Annotated in this window: 11 protein-coding genes and 1 pseudogene; 9 read left to right on the top strand and 3 right to left on the bottom strand. The window is 42.8% G+C overall.

Annotation, left to right across the window (positions count from 1 at the left end):
* The first annotated feature begins 61 nt into the window (after positions 1-61).
* From V7K30_RS17175 to V7K30_RS17160, 4 genes are all read left to right on the top strand, one after another.
* Positions 62-1,840, top strand: a complete 1,779-nt coding sequence (locus tag V7K30_RS17175; RefSeq protein ID WP_335001199.1) for a DnaJ domain-containing protein — start codon at positions 62-64, stop codon at positions 1,838-1,840.
* Positions 1,841-2,368: 528 nt separating this feature from the next.
* On the top strand, positions 2,369-3,823 hold the full coding sequence (locus V7K30_RS17170; protein WP_335001371.1) for a glycoside hydrolase 100 family protein: 1,455 nt from the start codon (positions 2,369-2,371) through the stop codon (positions 3,821-3,823).
* Positions 3,824-3,946: 123 nt separating this feature from the next.
* Complete coding sequence (locus V7K30_RS17165; RefSeq protein WP_335001197.1) at positions 3,947-5,302, top strand: 16S rRNA (cytosine(967)-C(5))-methyltransferase; 1,356 nt, start codon at positions 3,947-3,949, stop codon at positions 5,300-5,302.
* Between the two features lie 57 nt (positions 5,303-5,359).
* On the top strand, positions 5,360-5,782 hold the full coding sequence (locus V7K30_RS17160) for a tellurite resistance TerB family protein (protein ID WP_335001195.1): 423 nt from the start codon (positions 5,360-5,362) through the stop codon (positions 5,780-5,782).
* A 113-nt stretch (positions 5,783-5,895) separates the two neighbouring features.
* On the opposite strand, the gene psb35 is transcribed toward V7K30_RS17160, so the two are convergent.
* Complete coding sequence (gene psb35, locus V7K30_RS17155; RefSeq protein ID WP_335001193.1) at positions 5,896-6,120, bottom strand: photosystem II assembly protein Psb35; 225 nt, start codon at positions 6,118-6,120, stop codon at positions 5,896-5,898.
* Between the two features lie 352 nt (positions 6,121-6,472).
* On the opposite strand from psb35, the pseudogene V7K30_RS34265 reads away from it, so the two are divergent.
* A pseudogene (locus V7K30_RS34265) lies at positions 6,473-6,559 on the top strand (IS982 family transposase); the annotation flags it as partial.
* A gap of 56 nt (positions 6,560-6,615) precedes the next feature.
* On the opposite strand, the gene V7K30_RS17150 reads toward V7K30_RS34265, so the two are convergent.
* Positions 6,616-8,997, bottom strand: a complete 2,382-nt coding sequence (locus tag V7K30_RS17150; protein ID WP_335001191.1) for a transglycosylase domain-containing protein — start codon at positions 8,995-8,997, stop codon at positions 6,616-6,618.
* Between the two features lie 268 nt (positions 8,998-9,265).
* Between V7K30_RS17150 and folK the strand changes: the two genes are divergently transcribed.
* The 4 genes from folK to V7K30_RS17130 all read left to right on the top strand — a co-directional run bounded on the left by folK (position 9,266) and on the right by V7K30_RS17130 (position 12,575).
* Complete coding sequence (folK, locus tag V7K30_RS17145; RefSeq protein WP_335001369.1) at positions 9,266-9,814, top strand: 2-amino-4-hydroxy-6-hydroxymethyldihydropteridine diphosphokinase; 549 nt, start codon at positions 9,266-9,268, stop codon at positions 9,812-9,814.
* A 37-nt stretch (positions 9,815-9,851) separates the two neighbouring features.
* Positions 9,852-10,400 (top strand): NUDIX hydrolase, encoded by a 549-nt coding sequence (locus tag V7K30_RS17140; protein ID WP_335001189.1) that lies wholly within the window; start codon positions 9,852-9,854, stop codon positions 10,398-10,400.
* 7 nt (positions 10,401-10,407) lie between these two features.
* Complete coding sequence (locus V7K30_RS17135; protein ID WP_335001187.1) at positions 10,408-11,253, top strand: ADP-ribosylglycohydrolase family protein; 846 nt, start codon at positions 10,408-10,410, stop codon at positions 11,251-11,253.
* 512 nt (positions 11,254-11,765) lie between these two features.
* A complete protein-coding gene (locus tag V7K30_RS17130; RefSeq protein ID WP_335001185.1) occupies positions 11,766-12,575 on the top strand; it encodes a prohibitin family protein in 810 nt (269 codons plus the stop codon).
* 92 nt (positions 12,576-12,667) lie between these two features.
* Here V7K30_RS17130 and V7K30_RS17125 read toward each other — a convergent pair whose 3' ends face one another.
* Positions 12,668-13,129 (bottom strand): hypothetical protein, encoded by a 462-nt coding sequence (locus tag V7K30_RS17125; RefSeq protein ID WP_335001184.1) that lies wholly within the window; start codon positions 13,127-13,129, stop codon positions 12,668-12,670.
* Between the last annotated feature and the right edge of the window lie 58 nt (positions 13,130-13,187).

Raw genomic sequence — 13,187 nt, 5'->3', positions numbered from 1 at the left:
TAGGCTTTTCCACATGACCTGAATTGTCAGCTATAGTTGAAAGCTTCAAAAACAAAAACAAGTGACACAAAACTCTAAAACAGGCGCAGTATTTATTGCAGGCGGAACCATAGCAGGCGCTGGTGTTTCCGCAACAGTTGGCGGGATGGGACTAGCAGGCGGATTTGGCGCTGTTGGCATTGGTATAACTCCTGTAGTCGGTGCTGGCGCTGTGGTTGGTGCAGCTGCTTATGGCGCTTTTAAAGCGATCGCAGAAGGAGATGCAGCTGCCTTCGCTACAATGGGAATTGGTGCAGTCGGCGGTGCTGGTATTTATAGCGTCGTCGGTGGTATGGGTTTAGTCGCGCCTAAAGTAGGGCTGGCATTTGGGATTGGTGCAGTACCGATGGCGGGAATTGGTGCAGTGGTGGGACTCGCCGCCTATGGTATTGCCAAACTGTTAGACGAATCTGAAATTAGCGAAACTCCAGCAGAGCTTTTTGAGCGAATGGAAGAGAAAGTTTTGCTGATGGATGCCTATTCAGAAGCAGTGATGGAATTAGAAGCATTTTTATCTGGTGAGGATTTCAACCAAAAATTTGCTGCTTTAGAAGTTGAAGATGAGTTACAGACGCTCAAAGCTAAATTAAAGAAAAAATCAGAATTTGTTACCCCTAAACCTTCTACTCCCAATATTGAACCAGAAATAATATCTCCGACAACTCAGCTACCTGAAACCTGGAGATGTGTACGCACACTCAAGGGTCACTTAGCGGCAGTTAATGCGATCGCTATCAGTCCTGATGGTACTACCTTGGTTAGTGGCAGTGATGACAGACAAGTTTATCTGTGGAACTTGAAAACAGGAAAATGGCTTTACACGTTCTCTGGACAAGCAGAGGCAGTTTTATCTGTTGCTATCAGCCCCGATGGACAGCAAATTGCAAGTGGCAGCGTCGACCGCAAAATCAGCAGTTGGCAGATGGACACAAGAAAATTTCACCGGACATTATTTTATTTAAGTTCTCCCTACAGTCATAATGGTTTTGTTAACTCGGTTGCCTATAGTCCTGATGGAGCAATTATTGCTAGTGGTGCTACCGATAAGACGATTAGAATTTGGGAACGCTATACGGGAACAATAAAACGCACCTTGAATGGACACTCAGATGCAGTTTTGTCTGTCACCATCAGTCCCGATGGTAAAATCCTTGCAAGTGGTAGCGCTGATCAAACTATTAGGCTTTGGGATGTCAAAACTTGGGAACAGCGCTATATTTTCACTGAACATTTGGGAGCTGTGAATACAGTTGTTATTAGTTTTAACAGTCAAACTCTTATTAGTGGTAGCACAGACGCGACAATGAAGCTGTGGAATCTCCAAACTGGAGAATTACTCAGTACTCTAGTTGGACACTCCGGGGCGGTTTTGTCTGTTGCCATCAGCCCCGATGGAAAAAGCCTGGCCAGTGCCAGCAGAGACGGTATTATCAAACTTTGGAACCTACCTACTGGAGAACTACTACAAAGTCTTTCTGGGTGTAGTCCTGTTGCTTTCAGTCCTGATGGCAAGACGCTGCTAAGTGGCGGTAATGGTGCAAGCATCAAGATTTGGAGTCAAGTGCAAAGCTTTGATAAATTTACTTTCGACTCCGTATTATCTGGGGAATGGTGGGAAGTTTTGGGTGTAGAGCAAAGTGATAATGCCAATGTTGTTAAACTTGCCTACCATCGATTAGCAAGACAGTATCATCCTGATGTCAACAGTTCTGCGAAAGCAATTGCTTCAATGCAAGCAATTAATCAAGCTTATAAAGAATTTCAGGAGCAGTTAAACGCTCACCAATGTCAAGTAGGGTAAAATATATAACTCTTCAGAAGTATTGACATCTTAAATTTTTAAAGCGCTCATCTTGCATATTCTGAAAAAAAGTTATAAATTATTAGTTTATAGGGGAATAATCTGACCTCTTAGTGTCAAAAACTAATCCGGCTCAAGTAAATATACTGCAACCAGTTTTAACTTCACACAAACTCTAAACAGCACTGAAGATATATTTTTGTTTGGTAAAGCAAAGATTCTGGACATGAGAGGGAACGATAAATAATCTCAAAATATATCTGGTGTGACTGTTTTTAAGAATAATGTTACTGCTTGCGGTGAAGAACAACAACTATAATTCATCAAAAGAGTAATCGATTATAAGCAAATTAACTAGCAATAAAGCTGCATAAATGTCAGCAGATTTATTGCTAGTTAGTTGATTAATTTTTCTGCAAATTATATTTGCTATTCAAAGAATCGTTTTTGTTATGCTGAGAATAGCAAAAATAATAAATGAAGACGCATCTACCACAAATTCACAATCCAAATGGAGTTATTCTGGCGATGCACCTAAACGAATTGGAAACTACTGAAAATTTAAAAGAAGTAGGAGAAGCATGGGAAGCACTAGAAAAGTCAATTCTCTACTATCAAGGCCGTCCCGTTGGCACGGTAGCGGCTTATGATGCATCTGTAGCGGCGCTCAATTATGATCAGTGCTTTGTTCGGGATTTTGTCTCTGCCGGTCTAATTTTTCTGATCAAAGGTAGAACAGATATTGTTCGTAATTTCTTAGAAGAAACCTTAAAGTTACAGCCGAAAGAAAAGGCATTAGATGCCTATAAACCGGGACGAGGATTAATACCAGCTAGCTTTAAAGTTGTATCAGAAAATGGGGAAGAATATTTAGAAGCAGACTTTGGTGAACATGCGATCGCTAGAGTTACACCTGTAGATTCTTGCCTATGGTGGATTATTTTGTTACGTGCTTATGTAGTCGCCACAGATGACTTTTCTCTAGCCGATCAACCTGAATTCCAAAATGGTATCAGGTTAATCATGGAAATCTGCTTGGCGAATCGTTTTGATATGTATCCAACGCTGTTGGTTCCCGATGGTGCTTGTATGATTGATCGTCGGATGGGCATTTATGGGCATCCTCTAGAGCTACAAGTTCTTTTTTACACGGCATTGCGTGCATCTCGTGAACTGCTAATTTGTAAAGGTAATTCTGATATTGTTGCAGCCATTGATAACCGGTTGCCTCTTTTATGTGCTCATATTCGCCAGCATTATTGGATAGATATTAATCGCCTGAATGCAATTTATCGCTTCAAAAGTGAAGAATATGGCAAGGGTGCTGTTAATTTGTTCAATATATATGTAGATTCTGTTCCCTATTATGAATTAGATAAGTGGCTGCCAAAAAAAGGTGGTTATCTAGCAGGTAATGTCGGGCCGTCGCAGCTAGATACTCGCTTCTTTTCACTCGGAAACTTAATGGCAATCATTTCAGACTTAGCCACCGAAGAACAGTCACAAGCGATTATGACTCTCATCGAGGAACGATGGGATGATTTGGTGGGAGATATGCCAATGAAAATTTGTTTCCCAGCTTTGGAACATGAAGAATACAGAATTGTCACTGGATGCGACCCCAAAAATATCCCCTGGTCGTATCATAATGCTGGTAGTTGGCCAGTTTTAATGTGGATGTTGGCAGCTGCCGCTGTGAAAACTAACAAAATAAGTCTTGCACAAAAGGCTATTGAAACTGCCCAAGGACGACTCAGTACAGATGAATGGCCAGAGTATTACGACGGGAAGAAAGGGCGACTGATTGGGAAACAAGCTAGGAAATATCAAACTTGGACAATTACTGGGTTCTTATTAGCAAAAGAATTGATGGCAAACCCCACTTATTTACCATTAATCAGCTTTGGAAAATTACCAGCAGAACAGGTTTCTAGAGCATGTGAGTTGGAAATCGCTAGTGTAGACCCGTATATGTCTCGATAGGGAAGTTAGGAATCATTCAATTTTGGATTTTAGATTTTGGATTGAAGAAAAAATCTAAAATCCAAAATCTAAAATTGGCAGAGTTAGAATACAAAAGCCTCCTGACTCCTGAATCCTGTTTCCATGACAAACCCGCGTCAACTAGCTTTTATCGCCCTGCGAGATGTTCATAAGGGGGCTTATGCTGATGTTGCCCTAGATAGAGTGCTGCAAAAAGTTAATTTGGCTGATTGCGATCGCCGCTTGGTGACAGAATTGATTTATGGCAGTGTCAGAAGGCAGCGCACTCTTGATACTCTCATTGATCAACTCGCCAAAAAGAAATCTGATCAACAACCACAAGACCTCCGCACCATCTTACATCTGGGCTTCTACCAACTGCGTTATCAAGAGCGTATTCCCGCTTCAGCTGCTGTTAATACCACTGTCCAACTCGCTAAAGAAAACGGTTTTTCTGGACTCACGGGTTTTGTTAACGGTCTATTACGCCAGTACATCCGCCTTGCAGAAAAGATAAAGAAAGATCCATTACAACTTTCAGAAAATCCAGTGGAACGCTTGGGCATTTTACACAGCTTTCCTGACTGGATTATTCAAGTCTGGTTAGAACAATTGGGTTTGGCCGAGACAGAACAACTGTGTGAATGGATGAACCAATCACCAACAATTGACTTGCGTATCAACCCACTTTGCACTTCAATCGAGGAAGTTGAGGCGGCTTTGCAATCTGTTGGTATTTTGGTGAGACGGATTCCTCATTTACCCCAAGCTTTACGATTTATTGGTAATACTGGGTCAATTCAAAAACTACCTGGTTTCAAAGAAGGCTGGTGGACTGTACAAGATAGTAGCGCTCAATTGGTAAGTCATTTGCTTGACCCCCAACCAGGTGAGGTGGTAATTGATGTCTGTGCTGCACCAGGGGGTAAAACAACCCACATCGCTGAATTGATGGCAGATAAAGGGAAAATTTGGGCGTGCGATCGCACTGCTTCTCGTCTTCGTAAACTCCAAGAAAATTCTCAACGGCTGAATTTACAATCTATTCAAATTTACACTGGTGACAGTCGCCACTTCAACCAATTTCAAAACACCGCAGACCGCGTATTGCTTGATGCTCCATGTTCTGGTTTGGGAACCATGCACCGTCATGCTGATGCTCGTTGGCGACAGACACCAGAATCTGTCCGAGAACTTTCGGTGCTGCAAAAAGAATTATTAACACATACATCTACTTTTGTCAAACCTGGTGGTGTACTAGTTTATGCCACCTGTACATTGCATCCAGCAGAAAACGAAGAAGTGATTTCGGCATTTTTAGCTGAGTCACCTGATTGGCAAATTGAGTCTCCCAGTGGCGTTGAGTTGCCTTATTCTGCCCATACCACGCCTCAAGGTTGGTTTAAAGTCTGGCCCCATAGACAGGACATGGATGGCTTTTTTATGGTGCGCTTAAGAAAAACCAATAATTCCGAGTGAATACTGTTTGGGATTGTACGATTTGGTGGTGGCCTGAATCTACCAGAGGAGGCAGCAATGGTTACCCCTGACAATGTGAAAAACTTAGTTAAAATCCTGATTGGAGCAGCCTGGATTGATGGCAGAATCCAGCCAGAAGAACGGCAATATCTCCGCGAAATAGCTCAAGCAAAGGGTTTGGCTAACGATCCAGAGATTAAGCCTTGGCTGTACGAATTAGTTCCTGTACAACCAAAAGAGTGCTATGACTGGGTGCGAGAGTATTTAGGCGATCGCCCCAGCCTTGAAGATTGTGAAAATCTGATTGAAGCCATCAGTGGCTTAATTTATAGCGATGGTGAGGTTGCCGTCGAAGAAGCCAGACTCTTGACGGAGTTGCAGGATATAGCCAAGCCGAATGACTCAAATCAACCGGCTCACAATGCACTTCTCAAACAAATTCAAAAGCTTTACCGTCGTTGGGTTGAAGTGCAAAACTAACAGGGAGTTATGAGTTATGAGTTGACAAGAGGCAAATAATCACGTCTTTAGATAGATGATTTTTAAGTTTGGCACTCACATCTAGGCACTCATCACTCATTACTCATTACTATTTATGGCTTCGGTTCACCCAGACCCGGAGTTTCTTCTTTATCAACCTTAGGCACAAAATCAGGACGCTCTTTGCTTTCCCAACCTGCGGGGCGTTTCGAGTTGTACCAAGCTATTGAACCAATGGTTACAGCAGCAATAAAACCAACGACATACACCAAGGTAAAAGCCACGGGAAAATGAGGGTCAGCATCTATGGCTGATGCTGTTTGCATAAATAAATGCATGAGTATATTCTCCAAGGTTAAATAACAGTACTTAACACACTATAAGATGAGCCTATCACCTAACATCCCCCCAGAGTTTAGTTTGAGCAACTTGATATTAGCAGAGGAGCAGGGGGAGGTGAGGGAGACAAGGAGGATAGGTGTCAACTTAATATAAAAGCCAGTCTAGAATCTGACAATTCAGGTTACCAAGTAAAAATTATGAGACAAAACACTTCACGGCGCTCAGTTTTACAAGGTTTGATTACCAGTGCAATTGTGATCGGATTTGATTTAACACTCGTTCCTGGGTAACATCTGCCAGTGCCACATCTGTTTTTGAAAGCTTACCTCCCTTAGATGGAGTGCTTTCATCGATGACCTGTTAAAGGCGATTAGGCATAGTGAAGACTGTCGCCCAGGGATGAGTGATGCAGAAATTATTACAACGTACATCTTGTTGTGGGCGATCGCCTGCAAAGTCCGCTCCCAGTGGATAACTAGCAACTTGGGTTATTAGTGAGAAGGTCTAAGCCTATCCCGCCAGCTAGGTTCTGGTGATGAAGAACCTGAAGAACCAGAACTATTGGCGGGAGAGGACTCTCGCCGACTTCTTCGAGGCGCGGGAGAATCAGATTCTACACTTCTAGAGCGCCGCTGTGAAGTAGATGATTCTGAGGAAGAGTTATTGGAACTAGATTCTTCGGTGCGATCGCGCCTTCTCCGTCTTGGGGTAGAATCGCTGGATTGCTGTTCTTCTTGAGAATAGCTTCTTCTGCTTCTACGTCTCCTAGATGAACCACTATCCTCAGAATTAGAATTTCTAGAACTTTCCTGTTCTGAGTCATCATCAGAGTCAATAGAACGATTCAGCACTTGTTTGGGCTTGATAGCCTGGGCTTTGATGGTGCCTTTGCGATCTTCTAACTTGGGTCGTTTGGGAAACTTTTCTACGGGCATCCCCTCTACCGCTTTTTCCATAAATTCGTGCCAGGTGTAAGCCGCACTACTACTACTGCCGTCTGTGGGACGGTTATTATCGTTACCTAGCCAGACCCCTGTCACCATCTGGGGAATGTAGCCAATAAACCATAAATCGCGGGCTTCGTCGGAGGTGCCGGTCTTGCCAGCAACTGGTCTATTATCTAATTGGGCAGCACCACCAGTCCCTGCTTCTACGACGTTGCGTAGCATCCAAGTCATGATGGCGGCACTGTCAGCGTCAAGGGCCCGTTTTGACTTGAAATTAGCTGACCAGATTACTTTACCTTGGCGGTTGAGGATGCGAGTAATACCATGAGGCTCTGTATGCAATCCTTGAGTTGCAAAGCTACCATAGGCGCTGGTCAACTCTAGCAGATTGACTTCATTTGAGCCGAGAGCCAAAGAATAGGTGGGCTTGAGTTCAGATTTTATCCCCATATCATGGGCAAGTTTAATCGTTGGCGTAAATCCCACATCAATCAACACCTTCACCGCAATAATATTAACAGAGCGGGTGAGGGCATCTCTCATGTTCATTGAGCCGTGGAAGTTTTCACTATAATTTTTCGGCTCATAGCCATCGACGACAAAGGGCGCATCCTCGTAGCTATCGTAGGGGCTTTTACCGCTAGCGATCGCAGTAGCATATACAAACCCTTTAAATGTCGATCCTGGCTGCCGTTGTGCCTGAGTAACCCGATTAAACTGGTTTTTACCAAAGTCTTTTCCCCCAACCATTGCCTTAATTTCACCGTTGCGAGGGTCAATGGCCACCATTGCTGCTTGCTTAAAGTTTTCCCAGCGTCCTTGATTTCGCAGTGTTTTAGCTACTGCTTCGTCTGCCACCTTCTGCCAAGTTGGGTTGAGCGTGGTTTCCACTACTAGACCGCCACTTTTTAGCACATCCGGGGAAACGTACTTCGGCAATTCTTTTTGGATGTAGCTGGTAAAGTAGGGTGATTCTACTTGCATTCGCTTAGGTAAACTGCTTTTTAGGGTTAGTGGCTCCTGAAGCGCTGCCTGCCTTTGTTCTGGCGTAATCACTCCATCTTCTTGCATCCGTTGCAATACCAAGTCCCGCCGCCGTTTTGCCGCTACTGGATTCTTGTCTGGGGCGTACAAGCTAGGAGCAGGAGCCAATCCAGCAATTGTTGCCATTTCGGCGAGTGAAAGCTGGTCTGGCGATTTACTAAAGTATACCCAGGCTGCATCTGTCACACCATAAGCTCCAGATCCCAAATAAACCAGATTCAAGTAACGCTCTAGAATCTGATCTTTGGTTAGTTCTTGCTCCATTTTTTGTGCCAGACGGACTTCCTTGAGTTTGCGCCAGATTGTCTGTTCTTGTTTCAAAAAGAGAATCCGCGTTAGCTGTTGGGTGATGGTGCTACCACCTTCTACCACACCTTGCGATCGCAAATTATTCAAACCTGCTCTCACAATCCCTTGCGGATCAACTCCGTTATGTTGCTTAAATCTTCTATCTTCTGAGGCAATGAAAGCTTTTTTTAAATTATCTGGTATTTGTTCCAGCTTTAGCTGTTCTCTGGTCGCTTCACCTTGTTGTTGTAATATGCTTCCATCAGCGGCTTTGATGGTCAGTGTTTGCTCTCTCAGCACGGCATTCAACTCGGCCCGATCTGGCAAAGTCCGATCTATTAAACTGACACCGTAAATCAAGGCAACTATCCCACCACCTACACCCAAGCCTGCCCAAAACCAGATGCGACGATAGAGTGGTTTACCGCCAGTTGCCTGATTGCCCCTCATTTTAGATGGTAAAATTTTCATTTTGCTCAGTAACTGCCTCGCCTGCGCCATATGTGCTGGTGGTAAGCTCTCATTTGTTCCTCCTTGTCCAGAGTCACTCAAATTAGTTGGTCTTCGCTTGAACCAGGAGGTAAGCTTCCCCACGTCAGTTCCTCGCTCAAAGTAGTAACTATATAACCACCATCAATCAGCTTTGGGGTTAGCACACCACCTTTGTGTTAGTATAATATCCTATAAATAATTAACTAAATTCACCATAAAAATAATGTTTTTTAGATTTAGTGAATTTAGTTTTATAAAACTACTCTAATTTTGATAACTATTCGGAATATAAATATTGGCATTTTTTGGAACAGACGCAGCGAAGTATCCGCAAAGACAGCCAGAAAACGGCTTACTTAAGGAGAGTACGATGCCTATGGTGAGCTATGCTTACGCAAAACCCAGACGAAGCGCCGTTGCCCTTGGTAGTAATATCGGCGATTCACAGACCATTTTAGAAGCAGCTATAGAGACTTTAGCCCAAACGCCAGGTATTTCCTTAGAAGCCAGATCCAATTGGTATAAAACCAAAGCCGTCGGGCCACCACAGCCAGATTACCTAAATGGCTGCGTCACATTGCAGGTAGAAATTCAGGCCCAGCAGTTATTAGAAATTTTGTTAGGAATTGAACAACAATTTGGGCGTGTACGTCAAGAACGCTGGGGGCCACGAATCCTAGATTTGGATTTGTTATTATATGATGACATTATTGTGGATACACCAAATCTCCAGATTCCCCATCCGCGAATGCGGGATCGAGCCTTTGTGTTAGTACCACTGGCAGAAATTGCCCCAGATTGGATAGAACCAGTTTCTGGGTGTGTTATTAAAGAACTGCTGAAAAAGGTAGACTGTTCTGATATACATTTAATTGATGGGCAATTAAAATTACCATCCTTAAACGCAGAAGAACGCTGATTTGGCCTCTGTATTCACAGATAATCAGAATTATACTATGCCATTAGGTAGAGAATTACCACAACTGCTAAAGCAACGCTTGTTTTATAAAGGACGCAAGTTTGATTTTGAAGTCAATCGTTTGCGTTTGCCGAATAAATCGGAAGGAGAATGGGAATGTATTCGTCACCCTGGTGGTGCCCTAGCTGTGCCAGTGACGCCAGAGGGTAAACTTGTACTCGTGCGCCAGTATCGTTTTGCAATTCAGGGACGGATATTAGAATTTCCGGCGGGGACAGTGGAAGCAAATGAAGAGCCTTTAGAGACAATACAGCGTGAAATCGCCGAAGAAACTGGCTATAGTGCCCAAAAATGGGACAAACTAGGCGAATTTTTCCTAGCTCCCGGTTATTCTGATGAGATTATCTATGCTTTTCTGGCGCGAGATTTAGAAAAGCTAGAGACACCACCACCACAAGATGGAGACGAGGACATCGAAACTGTATTTTTGACTCCCGAAGAATTAGAGAAAGCTATTCTGGAAGGAGAACCGGTAGATGCTAAATCAGTTTCTAGCTTTTTTCTGGCGCGTCCGTTTTTAGTTTAACACCAATATGCTGCTAGAGTTAGCGCTTGCAGATGCCTACGGTGCAGGCTTTGAATATGCTGACGAGATGATTATTAACAACGATTTGAGTCGATACGTTCAACATCCGCGTTTTCGACTCATTCCTGGCAGCTACACCGACGACACCCAAATGAGCATTGCCATTGCGGAAGTGATTGTTGCTCAAGCACCGTGGACGCCAGAAGTTTTAGCCGATAGCTTTGTTAGAGCTTTCAAACGCGATAGTAGAGAAGGTTATTCTCGAAGCTTCTACCATTTTCTGGTAGAGATTCAGAATGGGGAAGAGTTTTTAACCAAAATTAACCCTGATAGTGACAAAAGCGGGGCGGCGATGCGTGCAGCACCCATTGGTATCTATCCCACACCAGAAAAAGTCATTGAGGCTGCAACAATTCAAGCAGCAATTACCCACAATACACCTGATGGAGTCAATGCTGCCGTTGCGGCTGCCCTGATGTCACATTATTTTATCTATCGACTGGGAGCAAAACGTAAATTAGGAGAGTTTCTAGAAGGTTATGTATCTGGCGAGTGGTCTAAACCGTGGGAAGGAAAAGTAAAGTCCAAAGGCTGGATGAGTGTCAGGGCTGCGATTAGTGCGGTGATCAGAAATGACAGCATGAGCGAACTTTTACAAGATTGTATCGCTTTTACCGGGGATGTGGATACAGTAGCTGCGATCGCCCTGGCTGCTGGTTCTTGTAGCGAAGAAATTAGACAAGACATTCCCCATCATCTCGTTACAGGCTTAGAGAATGGGACTTACGGTAGAGATTACCTCATCGGCTTGGATAAGCAGCTGATGAATTTAGTAAACAAAAAGACGAGCTAAATGTAATACATGGGTTAAGAGCGTTGCACCCCCATCCATTTATCGTAAAGACCTCTGCGTATAGCCTTCAAAAACTGTCATTGCTGCTCCCGTTGCTTCTTGACAAATTTCCTCAATGATCATATTTTCCATCCTTGAGTAAGCATCTGGGCACGCTTTTTGATTATTAACAATGTGATTGCGCTGCTGCTTTACACAATTAAGGGCAAACTTACTTTTTCAATTACTACGGTTTTTCGATACTATTACAGTAATTTATGTAAATATAAAGCTACCTAACCTTCGCTAGCTGCAAGTTTGGGTAGTAAAGTACACATTGGCAGCTTAACTATATGCCTGTATATTAAACACATTCACTGCTCAGTCAGGGACTTGCTACTTATTGGTAATACTACCTTGGCTAGAGTGAGATGAAAATTGACTTAGAGCCAAAGTTATAAGAGGATGACGGGAAGAAGCCTACAACTCCTAAAGATGTGTCCCTGTGCAAGACGCATAAATGTTTCATACAGATGAGAAAAATTACAACTTTTAACAGTGCCGGTAAACTGACTGCTCTTTTGTTCCTGATAACTCTGTTCCTCACGCCTTGTGTGATTGTAAATGCAGGAGAACGTGGTGTATTGATGAAATTTGGCGAAGTCCAAAACCAAATATTAGGAGAAGGACTTCACTTAATTATTCCTGTAGTCAATACTGTGAAAAAGTTGAGTATTCGAGTCCAAAAACAGGAAATTTCCGCTGAGGCTTCTTCCAAAGATTTACAAAATGTTTTCACCGATGTCGCTCTCAATTGGCATATTATTCCCCAAGAAGCAAATGCCATTTTTCAAGAAATTGGAGATGAACAAGATGTAGTTATTCGGATTATTAACCCAGCAGTTGAAGAAGTACTAAAAGCAGTAATGGCAAAGTACACTGCTGAAGAAATTATTACTAAACGAGGAGAAGTCAAAGGTGTAGTAGATGATGCACTGTCCACACGACTAGGTAGCTATCACGTTGCAGTTGATGATATTTCTCTAGTTCATGTCCATTTTTCAGAACGATTTGGTGAGGCGGTGGAGGCAAAGCAGATTGCTGAACAAGAAGCAAAACAAGCAGAGTTTATCGCGCTGAAAGCAACAAAAGAGGCTGAGGCAAAAGTTAATTTAGCAAAAGGAGAGGCTGAGGCGCACAGATTATTACGTGACGGTTTAACTCCAGAAATCCTGCAAAGGCAAGCAATAGAAAAATGGAATGGGAAACTGCCATTAATTGTAAGTAAGGAGGCTCCAAAATTATTTAATTTAAGTGAAATTTTAAAATTTGATAAAAATTGAGATTCTTTTTAATGAAATATCTGCTTATACATAGGGACGCACAGATGTGCGCCCCTATAACCGATTCATTTGTATAAAGGTGATAAAGTCAATTAACCCTTGGAGAATAAAATGGGAGAATCGAGAATCTTCAACTGGATCAATAGTATAATCAACAGAGTATAAGCTGTTGAAGAAATTAGACCCGTGAATAATTCTTTTTTGAGGTTATGCTCTTGAGGTTCTTTTTGAAAAATGTCCTTAGAACCGAATTGCATCAAGAGAATTCCCACGATATTAGAGAGCCAGTATCCTATAATTGAACAAGGTAGAAGTAATTTTGGGGAAAGTAAACTACATGCATACCCAAAACCATAAGCTATTGGCAGATTGAATAGTAGGTCATTCCACCAACATAGTGGTGATAACAAATATCCCAGTACCAGAAAAAATCCACCTCTGAGTTTTTTGAAAATGTCTTTTTTGAACTCTTCTGGAGTAGACTGTTGTAAGTGCTCCAGGGCTGTGTCTCCTGTTACATTCAACTCTTGACTGACCTTTTGGACGCTTTCCATAAAAACCCACTATTCCTATCAGCTTAGTGTATTTTAATATATAAACTAAGCCAAAGTC

It is taken from the genome of Nostoc sp. (assembly GCF_036917655.1).
In the GTDB taxonomy this organism is placed as follows: domain Bacteria; phylum Cyanobacteriota; class Cyanobacteriia; order Cyanobacteriales; family Nostocaceae; genus Nostoc.
This window is presented reverse-complemented; position numbering and strand designations above follow the sequence as displayed.

Coding starts and splice junctions, on each gene's coding strand:
- V7K30_RS17160 (WP_335001195.1), top strand. CDS start 5,360: ATGGTTACCCCTGACAATGTGAAAAACTTAGTTAAAATCCTGATTGGA.
- V7K30_RS17165 (WP_335001197.1), top strand. CDS start 3,947: ATGACAAACCCGCGTCAACTAGCTTTTATCGCCCTGCGAGATGTTCAT.
- V7K30_RS17135 (WP_335001187.1), top strand. CDS start 10,408: ATGCTGCTAGAGTTAGCGCTTGCAGATGCCTACGGTGCAGGCTTTGAA.
- V7K30_RS17170 (WP_335001371.1), top strand. CDS start 2,369: ATGCACCTAAACGAATTGGAAACTACTGAAAATTTAAAAGAAGTAGGA.
- V7K30_RS17140 (WP_335001189.1), top strand. CDS start 9,852: ATGCCATTAGGTAGAGAATTACCACAACTGCTAAAGCAACGCTTGTTT.
- psb35 (WP_335001193.1), bottom strand. CDS start 6,120: ATGCATTTATTTATGCAAACAGCATCAGCCATAGATGCTGACCCTCAT.
- V7K30_RS17130 (WP_335001185.1), top strand. CDS start 11,766: ATGAGAAAAATTACAACTTTTAACAGTGCCGGTAAACTGACTGCTCTT.
- folK (WP_335001369.1), top strand. CDS start 9,266: ATGCCTATGGTGAGCTATGCTTACGCAAAACCCAGACGAAGCGCCGTT.
- V7K30_RS17125 (WP_335001184.1), bottom strand. CDS start 13,129: ATGGAAAGCGTCCAAAAGGTCAGTCAAGAGTTGAATGTAACAGGAGAC.